Origin of the sequence: Rhodococcus sp. PBTS 1, from assembly GCF_001620025.1 — a bacterium.
Classification (GTDB): domain Bacteria; phylum Actinomycetota; class Actinomycetes; order Mycobacteriales; family Mycobacteriaceae; genus Rhodococcoides; species Rhodococcoides kroppenstedtii.
Genome location: NZ_CP015219.1, coordinates 3,037,132 through 3,056,308 on the forward strand (window position 1 = coordinate 3,037,132; position 19,177 = coordinate 3,056,308).

The 19,177-nt window shown below is 69.7% G+C and carries 16 protein-coding genes; 5 read left to right on the plus strand and 11 right to left on the minus strand.

The window, feature by feature from the left end; translation table 11 throughout:
* The first annotated feature begins 44 nt into the window (after positions 1 to 44).
* Complete coding sequence (locus A3Q40_RS13875; RefSeq protein WP_068102996.1) at positions 45 to 611, plus strand: helix-turn-helix domain-containing protein; 567 nt, start codon at positions 45 to 47, stop codon at positions 609 to 611.
* 10 nt (positions 612 to 621) lie between these two features.
* Here the strand turns inward: A3Q40_RS13875 and A3Q40_RS13880 are convergent, their stop codons facing one another.
* From A3Q40_RS13880 to A3Q40_RS13895, 4 genes are all read right to left on the minus strand, one after another.
* Positions 622 to 1,008 carry a sterol carrier family protein gene (locus tag A3Q40_RS13880; RefSeq protein WP_068102998.1) on the minus strand — a complete coding sequence of 129 codons (387 nt, stop codon included), beginning with the start codon at positions 1,006 to 1,008 and terminating at the stop codon, positions 622 to 624.
* A 183-nt stretch (positions 1,009 to 1,191) separates the two neighbouring features.
* A complete protein-coding gene (locus A3Q40_RS13885) occupies positions 1,192 to 3,009 on the minus strand; it encodes an alpha/beta hydrolase (RefSeq protein ID WP_068103001.1) in 1,818 nt (605 codons plus the stop codon).
* 58 nt (positions 3,010 to 3,067) lie between these two features.
* A complete protein-coding gene (purL, locus tag A3Q40_RS13890) occupies positions 3,068 to 5,353 on the minus strand; it encodes a phosphoribosylformylglycinamidine synthase subunit PurL (protein ID WP_068103003.1) in 2,286 nt (761 codons plus the stop codon).
* Positions 5,354 to 5,442: 89 nt separating this feature from the next.
* Complete coding sequence (locus tag A3Q40_RS13895; RefSeq protein ID WP_068106274.1) at positions 5,443 to 6,717, minus strand: M18 family aminopeptidase; 1,275 nt, start codon at positions 6,715 to 6,717, stop codon at positions 5,443 to 5,445.
* 615 nt (positions 6,718 to 7,332) lie between these two features.
* Between A3Q40_RS13895 and A3Q40_RS13900 the strand changes: the two genes are divergently transcribed.
* On the plus strand, positions 7,333 to 8,625 hold the full coding sequence (locus A3Q40_RS13900) for an alpha-amylase family glycosyl hydrolase (RefSeq protein ID WP_068103004.1): 1,293 nt from the start codon (positions 7,333 to 7,335) through the stop codon (positions 8,623 to 8,625).
* Between the two features lies 1 nt (position 8,626).
* Here the strand turns inward: A3Q40_RS13900 and purQ are convergent, their stop codons facing one another.
* Positions 8,627 to 9,316: a phosphoribosylformylglycinamidine synthase subunit PurQ gene (gene purQ, locus A3Q40_RS13905; protein ID WP_068103006.1), complete on the minus strand. Its 690-nt coding sequence runs from the start codon at positions 9,314 to 9,316 to the stop codon at positions 8,627 to 8,629.
* On the minus strand, positions 9,313 to 9,546 hold the full coding sequence (gene purS / locus A3Q40_RS13910) for a phosphoribosylformylglycinamidine synthase subunit PurS (RefSeq protein WP_068103008.1): 234 nt from the start codon (positions 9,544 to 9,546) through the stop codon (positions 9,313 to 9,315). The genes purQ and purS overlap by 4 nt, the downstream gene beginning before the upstream one ends.
* Positions 9,547 to 9,654: 108 nt before the next feature.
* Between purS and A3Q40_RS13915 the strand changes: the two genes are divergently transcribed.
* Positions 9,655 to 10,299 carry an MBL fold metallo-hydrolase gene (locus A3Q40_RS13915; protein ID WP_068103011.1) on the plus strand — a complete coding sequence of 215 codons (645 nt, stop codon included), beginning with the start codon at positions 9,655 to 9,657 and terminating at the stop codon, positions 10,297 to 10,299.
* Here A3Q40_RS13915 and A3Q40_RS13920 read toward each other — a convergent pair.
* Together A3Q40_RS13920 and A3Q40_RS13925 are read right to left on the minus strand one after the other, a co-directional pair.
* The gene (locus A3Q40_RS13920; RefSeq protein ID WP_068103013.1) at positions 10,296 to 11,939 is read right to left on the minus strand and encodes an FAD-binding dehydrogenase; all 1,644 of its coding nucleotides are present in this window, start codon (positions 11,937 to 11,939) and stop codon (positions 10,296 to 10,298) included. The two genes, A3Q40_RS13915 and A3Q40_RS13920, sit on opposite strands and share 4 nt — an antisense overlap.
* Before the next feature lie 18 nt (positions 11,940 to 11,957).
* On the minus strand, positions 11,958 to 12,554 hold the full coding sequence (locus A3Q40_RS13925; RefSeq protein ID WP_068103015.1) for a helix-turn-helix domain-containing protein: 597 nt from the start codon (positions 12,552 to 12,554) through the stop codon (positions 11,958 to 11,960).
* A gap of 64 nt (positions 12,555 to 12,618) precedes the next feature.
* Here A3Q40_RS13925 and A3Q40_RS13930 point away from each other — a divergent pair, with 64 nt between their 5' ends.
* Positions 12,619 to 14,187 carry an FAD-dependent oxidoreductase gene (locus tag A3Q40_RS13930; protein ID WP_068103016.1) on the plus strand — a complete coding sequence of 523 codons (1,569 nt, stop codon included), beginning with the start codon at positions 12,619 to 12,621 and terminating at the stop codon, positions 14,185 to 14,187.
* A gap of 59 nt (positions 14,188 to 14,246) precedes the next feature.
* On the opposite strand, the gene A3Q40_RS13935 is transcribed toward A3Q40_RS13930, so the two are convergent.
* Both A3Q40_RS13935 and A3Q40_RS13940 read right to left on the minus strand, forming a co-directional pair.
* The gene (locus A3Q40_RS13935; protein ID WP_068103018.1) at positions 14,247 to 14,984 is read right to left on the minus strand and encodes a DUF2334 domain-containing protein; all 738 of its coding nucleotides are present in this window, start codon (positions 14,982 to 14,984) and stop codon (positions 14,247 to 14,249) included.
* An 84-nt stretch (positions 14,985 to 15,068) separates the two neighbouring features.
* Entirely contained in the window at positions 15,069 to 15,569 is a 501-nt protein-coding gene (locus A3Q40_RS13940) for a glutathione peroxidase (RefSeq protein ID WP_068103019.1), read from the minus strand.
* Positions 15,570 to 15,715: 146 nt separating this feature from the next.
* Here A3Q40_RS13940 and A3Q40_RS13945 point away from each other — a divergent pair, with 146 nt between their 5' ends.
* A complete protein-coding gene (locus A3Q40_RS13945; RefSeq protein ID WP_157889590.1) occupies positions 15,716 to 17,674 on the plus strand; it encodes an HNH endonuclease signature motif containing protein in 1,959 nt (652 codons plus the stop codon).
* Positions 17,675 to 17,781: 107 nt separating this feature from the next.
* Here the strand turns inward: A3Q40_RS13945 and A3Q40_RS13950 are convergent, their stop codons facing one another.
* Positions 17,782 to 19,167 (minus strand): cation:dicarboxylate symporter family transporter, encoded by a 1,386-nt coding sequence (locus A3Q40_RS13950; protein WP_068103022.1) that lies wholly within the window; start codon positions 19,165 to 19,167, stop codon positions 17,782 to 17,784.
* Positions 19,168 to 19,177 lie beyond the last annotated feature (10 nt).

Consider the following 19,177-nt stretch of genomic DNA (forward strand, 5'->3'; position numbering starts at 1 on the left):
CGTCAAGACGAACGATCGACGCATGTGCCGAACGGTGTGCCAGAATGGTCGCCGTGCCGTCCGACCGCGCCCCCATCGCCGCGATCGCCGCCTCCCTGGTGCGCGAGCGGCGTCGTACCGGCCTGTCCCTCGCGGAGGTCGCCCGCCGCGCCGGAATCGCCAAATCGACTCTGTCGCAGCTCGAATCGGGCACCGGCAACCCCAGCGTCGAGACGCTCTGGGCGTTGTCGGTGACCCTCGACGTCCCGTTCGCCCGGTTGGTCGAACCGACCCGCCAGGAGGTACGCCTCGTGCGCCGCGGCGAGGGTCCGGCCATCGCCTCCGACGCGGCCGAATACAGCGCCACACTGCTGACGTCCTGCCCGCCGAATGCGCGTCGGGACGTCTACCTCATCGCCGCCGATCCCGGCAGCCCCCGCCTGTCCGATCCCCACATGCACGGCGTCGTCGAACACGTGGTGCTCGGCACCGGCCGCGCGCGCCTCGGGCCGGTGGACGACCCGGTCGAGCTGCTCCCGGGCGACTACCTCTCCTACCCCGGCGACGTGCCCCACGTCTTCGAGGCTCTGGAACCGGGTACCACCGCGACCATGATCACCGAGCAGTACTGACGCGCCGGGGTCACACCCGGACGAGCGGCAACCAGTGCGCCACCTCGCCGGCCCGCCCACCGGACGCCGTCACCCCCGCACCCCGCACGGCGTCGGCGAACTCGGTCCGGCCGGTCACGAGCAGCAGCCACGTCCGCGGATCGCACTCCACCACGTTGGGCGGCGTGCCGCGCGTGTGCCGGGGCCCGACGATGCACTGCACCGCGACGAACGGCGGTACCCGCACCTCGACACTCGATCCCGGCGCGGTCTGCTCGAGCGTCCGGGCGCTGAGCCGCACGGCGGCCGCGAGCTCGGCGCGAGGAGGCTTCGGGACCGACGGGTCGTCGAGCCAGGCGGACACCGCGATCAGCGACGCTCGGAGTTCGGCCGGGTCCACGGTTTTCGAGGGTGCCACGGCTCCGAGTGTTCCACCCCCGCCGATCGACCTGCGTCACCGTCCACATATCGGTCGAATTGACGGGATCCCGTCTATCAGGCGCAGTTGTGGACGCTCAGGCATGCCGCACGGTGCCCACCGGGATGTCGAACCACACCCAGCGGGCGAGCGAGACCTCCCCCGCGCTCGTCACACCCGCTCCTACTTCTCCGGGCCGTCGGCGTCGGCGTACTCGACCATGACCGCGCGGATGCGCTCGGTGTCGGCCTGCGTCCAGCCCTCCGGCGCCGCGACGGCCGCGAATCCGTCGAGCACCGTGGTGCCGTAGTTGTGCCCGTGGCCGTCGGGCACCCCGGCCGCGTTGGTCAGATCGGCACTCACCTGCCAGAACGTGACGAACGGGAACCACCGCATGCTGGGCAGGCGGTCGTACCCGGGCGGTTCGGCCAGCCAGTCGGGCCGCTGGAACAGCAGGTCCGGCGTCCACCACACGATTGGGTCGGACGGGTGCTGGATGTACAGCACGCGTGGGAACGGCCACTCGCCGGACAGCGCCTCGACGTCACGGGTGCTGTCCGCGAAGCGCATGAGCAGGCCGCCGGCGTACACGGGTTCCACCTCGGGGGTCCCCGGGTCGCGGCGGTCGACGTAGGTGGACCAGATGCGGTTGGAATTGGGCGGCCCCACCCACAGCACGCCGTCGACGGTGCTGCGGATGTCCGCGATGTCGGCGAAGGCTCCCTCGCCGGCCTGCGTGCCGAGGCTCTCCCCGTAGACGTACAGCTTGGGCCTGGTCGGGGCGGGCTCCTGTTCCCAGCGCGCGTGCACCCGGTCGATGAGGTTCTTGCCCGCGGCGGCCGCCTTCTCCCGGTCGGCGAGGAAGGAGATCCAGCTCGGCAGGTAGGAGTACTGCGACGCCACGAGAGCCACGTCGCCCTCGTACATCAGCTCCACCGCGCGCGCCGCCGTCGGGTTGACCCAGCCGGTGCCCGTGGTCGGGATGACGACGACGGCCCGACGGGAGAACGCGTCCGTGCGGTCGAGCTCCTGGATCAGCAGATCCATACGCTCGTCGGACGTCTCGGCGCTCTCGAGGCCCGCGTACACCCGGATGGCCTCCTTCGACTCACGCCCGGTGGCGCGGCGCATCTCGTCGGCGTCGAGTCCGCCGGAGACGAAGTTGCGGCCCTCGAAACCCAGTGTGTCCCAGTCGACCACCGAGCCGGGCCCGCCGGACCGCTCCGGGACCGTCGGCTGTTCGGCGCCGTCTCGGGTGTTGCCGTTCTGCGTGCTGAACACCGAATTCGCGATGCTCATGGTGCCGCGCAGCAGCACACCCTGCACCAGCGTCACCAGGACCACGATCACCAGGACGAAGCCCACCAGGTTGGCCACCCACTGCGGCAGACGGATCAGACGCAGCAGGTTCCGCACCAGGAAGCGACGGAAGTCGCGGATCACCCGCCAGAGTCCGATGAGCACGCCGGCCACGACCACGCTGATGATGCCGGTGCGGATGAACCCGGTGCTGGTCAGCCCCTCGGCGTTCATGAGCGCGGCGAGTTGGCGCTGCCACTCGGCGGAGGCGTAGAGCATGACGGCACCCGCCACGAACCCGACGATCGGCACCGCCACCACGATCGCGCGCTCGACACGTGCGGGGAGCGGCCACCAGGGTTGCTGCCGCAGCACGGTCCGCAACATCACCCAGCCCACGGCCACACCGACGCCGTAGCCGATCGCGGCGGTGATACCGCTGACGATCCCCTGGAACAGCCACCCGCGCGGCAACAGCGACGGCGTCAGGGACCAGCAGAAGAACAGCGCTGCGAAGGCGATGCCGGTGACGTCCAGCCGAAGGAGTCCCCAGGCCCACACCACCGCGGGATGCTTGCGCACCGTGTGCGTCGCCGTGGCGAGCACGTAGGCGGGCAGCTCCTCGAACGAGTGCGGCCGGGGGATCTCGTCCTCGGCGCCCGCCCCACCCCGTTCCGGTGACCGCGTGGAGGTGTCGGTCACCGGACGGCTCGGGTCGGCCGGAACCCTCGACTCAGCCGAACAGCTTCGGCAGTGTCGATCAGCCGAACAGCTTCGGCAGTGTCCCCTCGAACGCCTCGCGGAGCTCGGCCAGCGGCACGGTGAACTGCCCCTGGAACTCCACCTCGTCCGACCCCTCGTCGGCCACGCCGATCCGCACCCACGGCAACCCCCTCGCACTGCACATTCCCGTGAACCGGGTCTCCTCGGTTCGAGGAACGGCTACGAGTACCCGCCCGGACGATTCCGAGAACATGGTCACGAACGGGTCCACGTCCTCGGGCAGCAGAATGCGGCATCCGGACTCGCCGGCGAGCGCGGCTTCGACCACGGCCTGGGCCAACCCGCCCTCGGACAGATCGTGCGCGGCGCTCACCAGGCCGTCGCGGCTGGCCGCGGTGAGGATGTCGGCCAGCAACTGCTCCCGGGCCAGGTCGACCCGCGGGGGCACGCCGCCGAGGTGGTCGTGGATCACCTGCGCCCAGATGGAGCCGTCGAACTCATCGTGCGTGTCACCGAGAAGGATCAGCGTCTCCCCCGGCTCGAGGCCGAGTCCCGTGGGGATGCGGCGATGAACGTCGTCGAGCACACCCAGGACGCCGACGACGGGGGTCGGCAGGATCGGCGTCGATCCGGTCTGGTTGTAGAAGCTGACGTTGCCGCCCGTGACCGGAATGCCCAGTGCCACACAGCCGTCGGCGAGTCCGCGCACCGCCTGCTGGAACTGCCACATCACGCCCGGGTCCTCGGGCGAGCCGAAGTTCAGGCAGTTGGTGACGGCCTTCGGCGTCGCGCCGGTGGTGGCCACGTTGCGGAACGCCTCCGCGAGCGCCAACTGCGCACCGCGGTAGGGGTCGAGGGCGGTGTAGCGGCCCGAGGCGTCCGTCGCGAGCGCGATGCCGCGGCCGGTCTTCTCGTCGATCCGCACCACACCGGCGTCGGCGTGCTCGGCCAGAACGGTGTTGCCGCGCACGTAGCGGTCGTACTGCTCGGTGATGAGCCGACGGCTGCAGAGCTGCGGCGAGGAGATCATGCGCAGCAACGTCTCCCGCAGCTCCACGGGGGTCGACGGGCGCGGCAGTCCCTCGGTGGTGTTCGCCACCAGCGCATCCTGAGCCGCCGGGCGCTGCACGGGCCGCTCGTAGACCGGACCCTCGTGCGCCACGGTGCGCGGCGGGACATCGACGACGGTCTCGCCGTGCCAGGTGATCTGCAGGTTCTCGCCGTCGGTAACCTCACCGATGACGGTGGCCAGGACGTCCCACTTGGCGCAGACGGCCATGAACGCGTCGACGTTCTCCGGCGTGACCACGGCGCACATGCGCTCCTGGGACTCGCTCGAGAGCACCTCCGCGGGCGTCATTCCGGTGGCGCGCAACGGAACGCGATCGAGCTCGATGTGCATGCCGCCGTCGCCCGCGGACGCCAGTTCCGAGGTGGCGCAGGACAATCCGGCGCCGCCGAGGTCCTGGATGCCGACGACGAGCTTCTGCTGGTAGAGCTCGAGGCAGCACTCGATGAGCACCTTCTCGGTGAACGGATCGCCCACCTGGACAGCGGGCAGCTTTCGCCGACCCTGTGTCTCGTCGAAGGTCTCCGAGGCCAGGACGGACACGCCGCCGATGCCGTCGAGCCCGGTGCGCGCGCCGAACAGGATGATCTTGTTGCCGGTGCCCGACGCGAACGCCAGGTGCAGGTCCTCGGTGCGCATGACGCCCGCGCACAGGGCGTTGAGGAGCGGGTTGCCGGCGTACGAGGCGTCGAAGACGGTCTCGCCGCCCACGTTGGGCAGGCCCAGGGAGTTGCCGTACCCGCCGACGCCGCGCACGATGCCCTCGAGCACCCGGCGGGTGTCAGGCGCGTCCGCCGCACCGAACCGCAGCTGGTCCATGACCGCGATGGGCCGTGCGCCCATGGCCATGATGTCGCGAACGATGCCGCCGACGCCGGTGGCGGCGCCCTGATACGGCTCGATGTACGACGGGTGGTTGTGGCTTTCCACCTTGAACGTGACGGCCCAGCCGTCCCCGACGTCGACGACGCCGGCGTTCTCGCCGATGCCGGCGAGCATTCCGGCCCGCATCTCGTCGGTGGTGGTCTCGCCGAAGTACTTCAGATGCACCTTGGAGGACTTGTAGGAGCAGTGCTCGCTCCACATCACCGAATACATGGCCAGCTCGGCGTCCGTCGGGCGGCGACCGAGGATCTCCTTGATGCGGGCGTACTCGTCGTCCTTCAGGCCCAACTCGGCGTACGGCTGCGCCACGTCCGGATCGGCGGCAGCGGCGGCGACGGTATCGACCCGAGGGGTCGACTCGACAGACACGATGGGTGGGTCCTTCCCTCGGGCAGGAAATGCCGGTACGCGAGAACGACGGTGATTCTACGGCCCCGGTCCGACGGTCTCGCAGCCCGTCAGACGCCCAGGAACGCGGCGAGCGCGTCGGAGTACATCTCGACGTCGTGCGCACCCATCAGTTCCCGGGCCGAGTGCATGGCCAGCTGCGGTGCGCCGACGTCGACCGTCGACAGACCGGTGCGCGACGCGGCGATGGGACCGATGGTGGATCCGCACGGCAGGTCCGCCCGGTGGACGTACCGCTGCAGCGGGACGTCGGTACGCTCGCACGCCTGCGCGAACGCCGCCGCCCCGACGGCGTCCGTCGCGTAGCGCAGGTTCTGGTTGACCTTGAGGACGGGCCCGCCGTTGATCTCGATGCGATGCGACGGCTCGTGCCGCGCCACGTGATTGGGGTGCGTGGCGTGCGCCATGTCGCCGGAGGCGTGGATCGAGGCGGCCATGGTCCGGAAGAAGTCCTCCCGAGAACCGCCGCGCGCCAACACGATCCGCTCGAGGACGGTGTTCATCAGATCGGAGTGGGCGCCGCGGTCGGACATGCTGCCGACCTCCTCGTGATCGAACAGCGCGAGAACCGGCACCACGTCGTCGGCCTGGGCGGCGGCGGTCACCAGCGCCTCCGTGCCCGCGTAGCAGGTGCCCTGGTTGTCCAGTCGCGGCGAGCTGACCAGGTCCTCCGACAACCCCACGACCGCAGCCGGATTCAGGTCGTGAGTCATCAGCTCCCACCCGAGCACGTCGGCGTCGTCCACCCCCGCCTCGTCCGCCACGAAGGCCAGGAAGGAGCGCGGGGAGCGACCCGTTCCCCACACCGCGTCGAGATGATTCTGCGGGTCGGGATGTACGCCCTTGCGGTCCTCGGACAGGTGGATGGCGAGCTGCGGGACCCGCAGGATGGGCCGGTCGATCCGCACGGCCACCTCCCGCACCCCCGCGCCGTCCCGGACGCCGAGGCGGCCGGAGATCCCGAGATCGCGGTCCAGCCAGGAGTTCAGCCAGGCGCCGCCGTAGGGCTCGAGGGCCACCATCTGCCAGCCGGCGGAGTCCCGATCGGGATGCTGCTTCACGCGCAGGTTGGGGCTGTCGGTGTGGCCGCCGACGATGCGGAAGGGGGCGTCGGGCGCCCGCTCGGTGGACCACGCGATCAGCGAGCCGCCGCGCACCACCAGATAGCGGCCGGGGTCGGTGGGCCAGGCGTCGGCTTCGGCGAGTTCGACGAATCCATGCGCGGCCAGTTCGGCGGTCACCGTGGCGACGACGTGGAAGGGCGAGGGCGACGCGTTCACGAAGGAGCAGAGGCCGGACGCGGTCGCGGAGGTGAGGGACGCCATGAGCACCGATCGTAGAGAGGACAGGCCGGGAAACGACGATGCCGGGTCCACCACGAGGGTGGACCCGGCATCACCGAGAGACGGAGGCTCAGCTGAAGAAGCTCAGTCCGTCGAGGAAGCTGCCGGCGCCGCCGAAGATGTCGGAGAGGGCGCCGAGGAAATCGACGAAGTCAGCGAGGTCGGTGATCATGATGTCTCCCTTTGTGAGGTCGGTGGGCTTGTGCCCGCACATAAGTAATTCACAGGAATGGCGAGCTCGCAACAGAACGCGTGTCGCCCATGTGTGACCTGAGTCACCTCATGAGTCGATCCGTGTCCCGCCCGACTCACCACACGGTCAGCTGAAGAAGGACAGCGCCGAAACGATGGTGCCGAGCGCGGTGACGAAGTCCGAGAGATCTTCGAAGGACGAGAAGAGGTCGGTCAGGGAGGACGACACGGGCGGGCTCCTTCTGTGGAGGTCGGGGCGAGCACCACGCTCGCCTGCGTCAGTAAGTCACACGAAGATCACTGCCGCAACAGCAATATCTTCTGTTCACTTTCACAACACGTCGTCGCCACCGACTACCGTCGTGCTCGCGCCCACACACCCTCGATCAGTTCCAGGAGACAGCCGTGTCCGACCACCCGGCCCCACCCGCGTCGACCGAACCGGACTGGGTGGCCCACGCCGTCTGGTGGCAGGTCTTTCCGCTGGGCTTCACGGGCGCCGAGCGGGAGAGCGCGCCGCTGACTCACCGGCTGCCGCACGTGGAGTCGTGGCTCGACTACCTGATCGACCTCGGCTGCAACGGGCTCGCGCTCGGCCCCGTCTTCGCGTCGTCGACGCACGGGTACGACACCGTGGACCATCTGACCGTCGATCCTCGCCTCGGGGACGACGCGGACTTCGACCACCTCGTCGCGGCCGCCCGCGAGAAGGGCGTCCGGATCCTGCTCGACGGCGTGTTCAACCACGTCGGCCGTGACCACCGGTGGGTGGTCGACGCCCTGCGCGACGGGCCCGATTCGTCGGCGGGACAACGTATTCGGTGGTCCGGCGACCACCCCGAGTCGTTCGAAGGGCACGACATCCTGGTGGCGTTGAACCACCGGAATCACGAGGTGCGCGATCACGTCGTCGAGATCATGACCCACTGGCTCGCCCGCGGGGCTGACGGGTGGCGACTGGATGCGGCGTACGCCGTCGACCCGTCGTTCTGGGCCGCGGTACTGCCGCGGGTGCGCGCCGAGCATCCGGACGCCTGGTTCGTCGGCGAGATGATCCACGGCGACTACGCCGCGTACGTCGGCAAGTCGGGCGTGGACTCGGTCACCCAGTACGAGCTGTGGAAGGCCACCTGGAGCGCCTTGCGCGACGGCAACTTCTTCGAACTCGCCCACGCCCTCGGCCGGCACGACGCGCTGCTGCCGACGTTCGTGCCCGCCACGTTCGTCGGCAATCACGACGTCACCCGCATCGCGTCGACCCTCGGCGACGACCGGGACGTCGACATCGCGACCGCGCTGCTGTTCTTCGTTCCCGGCACGCCCACCGTCTACTACGGCGACGAGCAGGGGTTCCGCGGCGTGAAGGAGGACCGCGTCGGGGGCGACGACGAGATCCGCCCCACGTTCCCCGCCACGCCCGCCGAGCTGTCCCCGCTGGGCCTGCCGCGCTACCGGGTGCACCAGACGATGATCTCGCTGCGCCGCCGCTTCCCGTGGCTGCGCACCACCACCGTCGACGTCGAAACGCTGACCAACACCGCGCTCACGCTGCGCGCGACGCACGACGGCACGACTCTGCGGCTCGCCTCGAATCTCGGTGACGACGCAGTCACACGCCCGGGCGGCGACGTCCTCGCCGCCGCGGACGGCGTCGCCGACACCCTCCCGCCCCACACGTGGGCGGTCGTCCAAAGCTAGCTCAGGCGGATACCACCGCGTCGAGCGCGGAGTAGAAGATGCCGAGCCCGTCGTCGCTGGGGCCGGTGAGGGCCTCGGTGGCGTGCTCCGGGTGCGGCATGAGGCCCACCACGCGTCCGTTCTCCGAGGCGATGCCGGCGATGGCGCGCTGGGAGCCGTTGGGGTTGTCACCGGCGTAGCGGAACACCACGCGGCCCTCGCCCTCCAGTTCGTCGAGTACGGCCTGCGAGGCCTGGAAGCGGCCCTCCCCGGACTTGAGCGGAACCAGGATCTCGGCGCCCGCCTCGTACCGCGACGACCATGCGGTCGCCGTGTTCTCGACCGTCAGCCACTGATCACGACAGGTGAAGTGCAGGTTGGCGTTTCGCGTCAGTGCACCGGGCAGCAACCCGGCCTCGCACAGCACCTGGAACCCGTTGCAGATGCCGAGCACGGGCAGCCCGCCCCGGGCGGCGTCGACCACGGCGGTCATGACGGGCGCGAACCGGGCGATCGCGCCGGCGCGCAGGTAGTCGCCGTAGGAGAAACCACCGGGCACGACGACGGCGTCCACGCCCTTCAGGTCGGCATCGCCGTGCCACAGGGCGACGGCCTCGCCACCGGCGAGGGTCACCGCCCGGGCTGCGTCGATGTCGTCGAGCGTGCCGGGGAAGGTGATGACGCCGATGCGGGCGCCCGTCGCAGCAGTCACAGCCGGGTCACCTTCCACTCCTCGATGACCGTGTTGGCCAGGAAGGTCTCGGCGATGGACTCGAGCGTGGCGTCGTCCACGTCGTCTCCTACCTCGAGCTCGAACCGCTTGCCCTGGCGGACGTCGGAGATGCCGGCGAAACCGAGACGCGGGAGCGCCCCGACGATGGCCTGCCCCTGGGGGTCGAGAATTTCCGCTTTGGGCATGACGTCGACTACGACACGGGCCACGGTGGGTGCTCCTGAACATCGGGGGTGAGCGTGCAGGCAAGTTTAACCGCCGCGCACACCACCTCGCGTCCGCGGTCCGCCGCGCCCGACCCGGCGCATACTCGGGTGATGGAGCTGACTCACTTCGGACATTCGTGCATCCAGGTCTCGCTCGAGGGATCCACCGTGTTGTTCGACCCCGGGGCGTTCTCGCACGGGTTCGAGGGCATCACCGGGCTCGACGCCATCCTGATCACCCACCAGCACGCGGACCACGTGGACACCGATCGGCTGCCGGCACTGCTCGAGGCCAACCCGGGTGCCGCGCGGTACGCGGATCCGCAGACGGCGGAGCAGCTCGGGGACGGCTGGACAGCTGTGCACGCGGGTGACGTCCTGTCGGTGGGCGATCTGCGGATCACCGGCGCGGGCGGCACCCACGCCACCATCCATCCCGACGTCCCGCTGATCGACAACATCGCGTTCCTGCTCGGGTCGGCGGACCGTCCGGGGCAGCTGTATCACCCCGGCGATTCGCTGTTCGTGCCCGACACCGCCGTCGAGGCACTGGCACTGCCCGCCGCCGCGCCGTGGATGAAGCTCAGCGAGGGCGTGGATTTCCTGCGTGCCGTCGCACCGCGTGTGGCGTTCCCCATCCACCAGGCCGTCGTCTCGCCCGAGGCGCGCGGTTTCTGGTACGGCCTCTACGACCAGTTGTCGCCCGAGGCAACCGAATTCCGCACCGTCGACGAGGAATCCGGCGTCACGATCTAGCGGGCCAGCGCGCGGCCGGCGGCGCGACCGGAGAAGATGCAGCCCCCGAGGAACGTCCCCTCGAGGGAGCGGTATCCGTGCACGCCGCCGCCGCCGAACCCCGCCACCTCACCGGCGGCATAGAGCCCGGGGAACACCGATCCGTCCGCACGCAGGACCTGAGAGTCGAGGTTGGTCTCCAGGCCGCCCAACGACTTTCGGGTCAGCAGGTGAAGCTTGACGGCGATCAGCGGTCCGTTCGTGGGGTCGAGCATCTTGTGGGGCGAGGCGATGCGGGCCACCCGATCACCGCGGTACTTGCGTGCGGCGTGGATCGCCGAGACGGACAGGTCCTTGCCGAAGTCGTTGTCCATCTCGCGATCCCGGGCCACGAGCAGGGCTTCGATCGCCGCGGGGTCGAGCTCGACGTCACCGATCTTGTTCATCCCGGCGACGAGTTCGGCGACGGAGTCGGCCACCACGAAGTCCTCGCCGCGAGTCTTGAACGCCTCCACCGGGCCCGGGGCGCCGGGTCGCACCCGTTCGAGAAGCTTGCGCACGTCGCGGCCGGTGAGATCGGGGTTCTGCTCCTGCCCCGAGAGCCCGAACTCCTTCTCGATGATCTTCTGGTCCAGCACGAACCACGTGTAGTCGTGGTCGGTCGAGACGATGTGCTCGAGCGTGCCGAGGGTGTCGAATCCGGGGAAGAGCGGCGCGGGCAGCTGGTGTCCGGTCGCGTCGAGCCACAGTGAGGACGGGCCCGGCAGAATGCGGATGCCGTGGTTCGGCCAGACGGAATCGAAGTTGGTGATGCCCTCGGTGTAGTGCCACATGCGATCCTCGTTGATCACGTGACCGCCTGCGCGCCCGGTGATCTCGAGCATGCGACCGTCGACGTGCGCGGGGACGCCGGAGAGCATGTGCCGCGGCACCCGACCCATGCGCGTCGGCCAGTTCTTCTTCACCAGCTCCCAGTTTCCCCCGATGCCGCCGGAGGTGACCAGGACGGCGTCGGCCCGGATCTCGAAGTCGCCCACCACGGTTCGCGACGACGACACCCCGCGTGCGACCGTCGTCGGCTCCAGGACCGCCCCACGGACGCCCGTCGCGGCGCCGTCGGTGACCACGACCTCGTCGACACGATGGCGGAACGCGAAGGTCACGGAGCCGCGCTCGACACCCTCGCGCACGATGCGCTCGAAGACCTCGACCAGGCCCGGTCCGGTTCCCCAGGTCAGGTGGAAACGCGGGACGGAGTTGCCGTGGCCCGTCGCCCCGTAACCGCCGCGCTCGGCCCACCCGACCAGCGGGAAGACCTTCCAGCCCCGCTCTCGAAGCCAGCTGCGCTTCTCCCCCGCCGCGAAGGCGACGTAGGCCTCCGCCCACTGCCGCGGCCAATGGTCCTCGGGGCGATCGAACGTCGCCGCGCCCATCCAGTCCTGGAGCGCCAGATCGTACGAGTCCTTGATGCCGAGGCGCCGTTGCTCGGGGCTGTCGACCAGGAAGAGACCACCGAAGGACCAGAACGCCTGGCCGCCCACATTCGCCTCGTTCTCCTGGTCCACGAGGATCACCCGCTTGCCCGCCTCCACCAGTTCCGCGGTGGCCACCAGCCCCGCGAGTCCGGCCCCCACCACCACGACGTCGGCGTCACGTGTCATGTCACCCAGCGTAGAACGTCATCGCGGCGGGTACTGGGCGGTCAGATGCATCCGCTCGCCCTGGGGGCCGAAGATGCCGAGGTACTCCACCGGCCGAGCGTCCGCGGAACCGAACCAGTGCGGCAGGTGGGTGTCGAACTCGGCCACCTCCCCCGGCTTCAGCACGACGTCGCGGTCCCCGAGAATCATGCGTAGTCGCCCGCTGAGGATGTAGAGCCAGTGGTAGCCCTCGTGGGAGTGCAGGGTCGGCTCCGCGACGGGCGGACCGGCCGGGACGATGGTCTTGTACGCCTGCAGGCCGCCCGGTCGGCGGGTCAGCGGCACCACGATCATCCCGTTGTGGCGCTTCTCCGGCTTCAGGTGGACCCGCGGGTCACCGGTCTCGGGGGCCTCCACGATCTCGTCGAGCGGCACCTCGTACACCTTCGCCAGGGGCAGCAGCAGTTCGAGGCTGGGCTTGCGCTGACCCGACTCGAGCCGCGACAGCGTGCTCACCGGGATGCCGGTGCGCTCGGCGACGACGGAGAGTGTCACGTCGGCCTTGCGTCGCAACGCCCGTAGCCGAGGCCCGATCGCCGAGAGCACCGCGTCCACGTCGTCCGTACCGTCGTCCATGCGTCCATTGCAGTTTCGGCAACAAAGTTTGTCAAATGCGCGATACGTCGTCAGAGTGGCAGCCATGACCGCACACACCCAGTCCGCCCCCCACTCCCTGTCCGACGCCGACGTTCTGGTGATCGGCGGCGGCGCCGCGGGCCTGAGCGCAGCACTCATGCTGGGCCGTGCCCGTCGCCGCGTCGTCGTCCTCGACAACGGCACCCCGCGCAACGCGCCCGCCTCGCACATGCACGGCGTGCTCGGCCGCGACCACACCTCCCCGCTCGACTACCTGAAGCACGGGCGGGCCGATCTGGACCGGTACGACGTCCGCGTCGTCGACGCCACCGTCACCGATCTCGGCGGCCACGCCGGCCACTTCACCGCCACCACCGACGACGGCACGACGTTCACCGCCCGCCGGCTGATCGTCACCACCGGACTCACCGACCACCTGCCCGACGTGCCCGGCCTGGCCGAGCGGTGGGGTCGGGACGTCGTCCAGTGCCCGTATTGCGACGGCTGGGAGGTCCGGGACCGCCGCATCGGCGTCCTCCGCACGTCGCCGATGAGCCTGCATCACGCCACGCTGTGGCGGCAGTGGACGGATCGCATGGTCTACCTGACCGACGGCGCGGAGCCGACCGAGGACGAGCGCACGCGACTCGGCGCGCGCGGTGTCGACATCGTCACCACGCCGGTCACGTCCGTCGAGACCGCCGACGACGCCCTCAGCGGTGTCACCCTGGCCGACGGCACCGTCGTTCCTCTCGACGCGCTCGCCGTGGGGCTGCGCTTCAGCGCCCGGAGCGAACTGCTCGCCTCGCTCGGCCTGCACGCGGTTCCCCACACGATGGGTCTCGGCGAGGTGATCGAGGCGGATCCGACGGGTGCGACGTCCGTCCCCGGAGTTCGCGTGGCGGGCAACGTGTCCGACCCGTCGGCCACCGTGATCGCCGCGACGGCGCAGGGCTCGTTGGTCGGTGCGCACACCAACCTCGAACTCGTGATGGAGGAGACGGACGCCGCGGTCGCCCGCAGCGGCGAGAGGCCGACGCTCGACGGGGCGTTCTGGGACGAGCTCTACCGCGAATCGGACCGTCGATGGAGCGGAAATCCCAACCCGCCGTTGACCCTGGTGGCCGCGCCGCTGACACCGGGGAGGGCTCTGGACGTCGGCTGCGGCGAAGGTGCCGACGCCGTGTGGTTGGCCCAGCAGGGCTGGGAGACAACGGGTGTGGACATCTCGGCGGTGGCGGTGGACCGGGCGCGAGACCTCGACGATTCCGTCACCTGGGAGACCCGCGACCTGGTGCACGATCCGCTGCCCGAGGAGTCGTTCGACCTGGTGACGATGCACTACTTCGGCATTCTCCGCTCCGACGGAGACGACGCGGTGCGTAGGCTGGCCGCGACCGTCGCGCCGGGCGGCACGCTGCTCATGGTGAGTCACGCTCGCGTACAGGGTCATTCGTGGATCGGCTTCGAGCCGACGGACTTCTGGTCACCCAGCGAGGTGGGCGCCGTCCTCGACCCGGCCGAGTGGGAGATCCGGGTCGACGAGACCAGGCCCCGTCCCGCACCGCCCGCCGGAGCGGGTGGGCATCACGTGGACGACGAGATTCTGGTGGCCGTGCGGCGCACGCGGTGATGACAGCCGTGCGTCGCACGCGATAAAGACAGCCGTGCGGCGCACGCGGTAGTTCTCGGTCAGGCGGCCGACGACCGGGTCCGCGAGATCCATTCGTAGCGAGCGGATTCGGCGCCGTGGAAGCACGCGAGGTCCACGGCGTCGAGCATCGCGGTCCTGGGGCCTGGCCGGCCGAGTTGCTTGGCGCTGACGGACAGTCGCACCACGCCGCCACGACGCGCGACCCGGCCCGCACCCATCACGAGGGCGCGGCACCACCACGGCTCGGACGTTCCCGGCTCCCACACGTAGCCACCGGACCCGGCGCCGAATCCCTCCCCGATGCCGAACACGCGGCTGCGCACCACGGTGCCGCGGTCGAGGTCGGAGATTCCGGTCAGGCCCGCGTACAGGCGGAATCCGACCGCCGGGAGTGCGGAGATCGCACCGGGCGAGGCGACCCACCGCGGCGGGGCGAAGGCGCGGGTGCGCAGGCCGATCTCCTCCATGACGCGGTCGGCAGCCCGCAGACGAAGGCCTGCCTCGTGCGCGGGAAGGACGGCGAATTCGGCGCGACGACGCTTGGTCGCTGCCTGGTCGTACCCGTGCAACACGATCGCATCACCGTGCTCGCGTCGGGCCCGGAGCCAGTCCTGCGTCTCGGGGTCGCGAGTCAGCCGGTACTTGTCCTTGAGGCGCGGCGCCACGAGCAGCGAGAGGGACAGGTTGCGACGGTCCATCTCGGCGGCGAACTCGGCGGCGGCGTCGCAGGTCTCGTCACGGATTCCGGAGACGGACACGATCAGACGTGCGGTCATGAGAAAACCGTCGCACACCGAGGTGTACGACGGTTCGTCTCACGCGTGAACTCCCGACGAACGCCGGGAGGACGTCGGCGCCGGTCAGAGCGTCGGGACCGGGAGCACCTTGTCGATCGCGGCCAGCACCTCGGGGGCGTCCGGCTCCGTGCGGGGACGGAAGCGGGCCACTACTTCGCCCTCCGGCGAGACCAGGAACTTCTCGAAGTTCCACTGGACGTCGCCGGCCTCGCCGTCGGCGTCCGGTGTCTGCACCAGATGCTCGTAGACGGGGTGCCGGTTCTCCCCGTTGACGTCGATCTTCTCCATCAGCGGGAAGGTCACGCCGTAGGTGGTCGAGCAGAAGGTCTCGATCTCCTCCGCCGAGCCGGGCTCCTGGCCGCCGAACTGGTTGCACGGGAAACCCACGACCGAAAGGCCGCGGTCGGAGTAGTCCTTCGCCAGCTTCTCAAGGGCGGTGTACTGCGGCGTCAGGCCGCACTTCGATGCCACGTTGACCACGAGCACCGCTCGGCCGCTGTACTCGTCGAGCGACGTCGGCGCCCCACCCAGGGTGGTGATGCCGATGTTCTGCAGTTCTGTCATGCGGTCACAGTACCGATGAGTAACCCCCGGGACGACCGGGTGGTGCCGCAGACCCTGGCGGGCCGTCGATTCGTGCGTGCGTGTCATGGACCGTGTCGGTGGGTCCCGGTACGCTCGAACATACGAGCGACTGGGGGGTCGAGAACATGGTCACGACGCAGGTGGGGGCAGGTGCGACGCCGTGGGCTGCGTTGGACCACATCGCGCTCGGCCTGCCCGCCACCACCGACCTCCCCTCCTCGCAAGCGCTGGACGGGCTCGTCCACGCCGCCGCCGGGGTCGCGTACCTGAAGTGGTTCGAATACCAACTCGCTGCGTCGATGCACGCGGAGTTGGTGGAGCCTTTCGAGGACGAGGACCGGCGTGAGCTCGATGCGCACACCCGCTGCGCCGCCACCATCGCCACCACCATGTCGATCACGCAGGGCGCCGCCCGCACCCTGCTCACCGACGCCGTCGCCCTCCGCGACCGGCTCCCTCTCGTGGCGGAATGTTTGCGGGACGGGGTCGTCACCCCGCACCACATTCGCACCATCGTCTCCCGCACCGAACTGATCGAAGGGCAGTGCTACGCGGCGTTGGTGGACGCCGACATCGCCCGTGCTCTCCGCAGAGCGGGGTCATGGTCGCCGGCGCGGATGGAGGCCATGGTCGACATGATGGTCGACCGCCGTGATCCCGATGCCGTCCGCGCCCGGCGGGAGAAGGCGAAGCGGAATCGGGAGTTCACCGTCGAGATCGGCCGTGACGGCTTGGCGTCGGCGACGGACACCCGGCCGGCGGAGGACATCGTCGCGCTCCACGCGTCCGTGACGAGGTTGGCCGCGCAGGTGTGCCCGAAGGACACCCGATCCAAGGCCGCGCGGGCCTCCGATGCGCATTACGCGTTGATCACTCAAACCGGATTCGGCTGCAACTGTGACCGCCCCATCACCGACTGCCGCTACAAGAACATCGACCTCACCACATTCGCGGCGACCGCGCCCCGCATCGTGATCCACCTCGTCACCGACACCACCACCCTCACCGGCCCCGTCCCCGCCCCCGAGAACGAGCGGGTGTGCCGGTCACCGCAACACCTCCCCCGACCGGGTGTGGACCACGCAGCGGTCGAGGGCGATCCCGTAGCGAGCCCGACCTCGGCCGAGTCGGTCGCGGCCGAACCGATTGTGTCGAAACCCGTTGCTACGGGCTCCGCCTCGGCCGAGTCGGTCGCGCCTAAAACGTCCGGGACAGAACCCGCTGCTGCCACGGAACCGTCCGCGTCGGAACCCGTTGCTACGGAAACGGTTGCGGCGCCGTCGGTGTCACTGGATCGCGTCGACGTCTCCGCGGACGCTGATGAGACCGCCGCCGTCCCTGCTCATACCTGCGATGCGGACGCCGCCGACGATGCGGAGGACCACACCCGCGGGTGCGAGGAACCCATGGGCATGGACTTCGTCGACGGCGTCGGATTCCTGGCCGGCATCGGCATCGTCTCCGGCGCCCACGTCCGCGACCTCGCCGCCGACCCCAGCACGATCATCCGGCCGTTGGGTGACGGCACCGACACCCCACTGCCGGCAACGCAACCGTCGAACCCCTACCGGCCCTCCGCAGCCCTGGAGGCGTACATCCGTGCCCGCGATCTGTTCTGCACCTGGCCCGGCTGCAACCGACCAGCGTGGGACGGCGACCTCGACCACATCACCGAATACGACCACACCCACCCCGAGCGGGGCGGGCGTACCAGCGCGACCGGACTCGGCGCCAAATGCCGCTTCCATCACCTGCTCAAGACGTTCGCCGACTTCGTCGACGACCAGTACCCCGACCCCGCCGACCCGAGTCGGCTGATCCGCACCATCACCATCCCCGACGGGCGCACCGTCCTCGGGCCGGCGTTCACCGGGCACGACGTCCACCCCGGACTGGACGCCATCGTCTTCGGCGACCCACCCACCGAAACCGGACACAGACCGAGACCGACACCGGCAGAACGCTTCCGACCCGCCCCACGCACCGAGCAGAAACACGCCCGCCGCCGACAGGAACGGAACCGCAACCGCCTCCGCAACGCGATGAAGCACCACCCACCCGACGACACCCCACCCCCGTTCTGAGGGGTTGGGGCCACCACGCCGAACGTGGAAACGGCGGGTGCACCCTCCGATCGAGGGTGCACCCGCCGTGGTTCGGTGCGGTCCCGGCTCGTGGCCGGGCGGTGGACCTAGCTCTTGACCAGGTCCGGCTTGGTCTCCGGGTCGCGGGCTTCGCCGTGTCCGTCGTCGACCATCGTGGTCTCGTCGAACGGGAGCTTGCCGTCGAGCACGTCCTTGACCCGAGCGTTGTCGATGGTCTTGGTCCAGGTGCCCACCAGCATCGTGGCGACAGCGTTGCCGGAGAAGTTGGTGACGGCGCGAGCCTCGGACATGAACCGGTCGATACCGACGATCAGGCCGATGCCGTCGAGGAGCTCGGGGCGGTGGCTCTGCAGGCCGCCGGCCAGGGTGGCCAGGCCGGCACCGGAGACGCCGGCTGCACCCTTCGAGGCGATGATCATGAACAGCAGCAGCGAGACCTGCTCGCCGATGGAGAGCGGGCTGCCCATGGCGTCGGCGATGAAGATCGACGCCATCGTCAGGTAGATCGCGGTGCCGTCCAGGTTGAACGAGTACCCGGTGGGGACGACGACGCCGACGGTCTGACGCTGGACACCGACGTGCTCCATCTTGGCGATGAGGCGGGGCAGAGCCGACTCGGACGACGAGGTGGCGACGATGAGCAGGTACTCGCGGCCCAGGTACTTGCAGAGCTTGAAGATCGAGACGCCGGAGACGAAGCGCAGGATCGTGCCGAGGATGCCGAAGACGAAGATGGTGCAGGTCAGGTAGAAGGCCAGCATCAGGGTGGCGAGCTGGATGACCGCGTCGATGCCGGTGTCCCCGACCACCTTGGCGATGGCACCGAAGGCGCCGATCGGGGCGAGCCACAGGATGCCGGCGAGGATGCGGAAGACGAGCTTCTGGATCGAGCCGATGCCCTTGAGGATGCCCTCGCCCTGCTTGCCCATGGCCTGCAGACCGAAGCCGACGAGCAGTGCGACGAAGAGCGTCTGCAGCACGCTGCCCGCGGTGAGCGACGAGAGCAGCGAGGTCGGGATGATGCTCTGGATGAAGTCCATGGTGCCGCCGGCGCCCTCGGCCTGGCCGACGAGCTTGTCGACGGCGGCGCTGTCCGACTGGATGTTCAGGCCGTTGCCGGGCTGGATCAAGTTGCCGACCACCATGCCGATGGCCAGGGCGAAGGTGGACATCGCGATGAAGTAGCCGAGCGCCATGCCGCCGACCTTGCCGACGCTGGCGGCTGCCTTCACCGAGCCGATGCCGAGCACAATGGTGCAGAAGATGACGGGGCTGATCATCATCTTGATCAGCGAGACGAACATGGTGCCGAGGACACCGAACTCGGACGCGGTGTCCGGGGCGACGAGGCCGAAGATCACACCGCCGACGACGGCGACGATCACGGCGCTGTAGAGCCAGTGGGTCTTGTCTCGCTTCTTCTTCGGCGGCGGAGTCGGCGAGGCGGGTTCGACGTCGTGCGTGGTGGTCATGTTCTCGTCC

Coding starts and splice junctions, on each gene's coding strand:
- A3Q40_RS13950 (WP_068103022.1), bottom strand. CDS start 19,167: ATGACCACCACGCACGACGTCGAACCCGCCTCGCCGACTCCGCCGCCG.
- A3Q40_RS13915 (WP_068103011.1), top strand. CDS start 9,655: ATGGAGCTGACTCACTTCGGACATTCGTGCATCCAGGTCTCGCTCGAG.
- A3Q40_RS13940 (WP_068103019.1), bottom strand. CDS start 15,569: ATGACAGAACTGCAGAACATCGGCATCACCACCCTGGGTGGGGCGCCG.
- A3Q40_RS13945 (WP_157889590.1), top strand. CDS start 15,716: ATGGTCACGACGCAGGTGGGGGCAGGTGCGACGCCGTGGGCTGCGTTG.
- A3Q40_RS13925 (WP_068103015.1), bottom strand. CDS start 12,554: ATGGACGACGGTACGGACGACGTGGACGCGGTGCTCTCGGCGATCGGG.
- A3Q40_RS13920 (WP_068103013.1), bottom strand. CDS start 11,939: ATGACACGTGACGCCGACGTCGTGGTGGTGGGGGCCGGACTCGCGGGG.
- A3Q40_RS13875 (WP_068102996.1), top strand. CDS start 45: ATGGTCGCCGTGCCGTCCGACCGCGCCCCCATCGCCGCGATCGCCGCC.
- A3Q40_RS13935 (WP_068103018.1), bottom strand. CDS start 14,984: ATGACCGCACGTCTGATCGTGTCCGTCTCCGGAATCCGTGACGAGACC.
- A3Q40_RS13930 (WP_068103016.1), top strand. CDS start 12,619: ATGACCGCACACACCCAGTCCGCCCCCCACTCCCTGTCCGACGCCGAC.
- A3Q40_RS13895 (WP_068106274.1), bottom strand. CDS start 6,717: ATGGCGTCCCTCACCTCCGCGACCGCGTCCGGCCTCTGCTCCTTCGTG.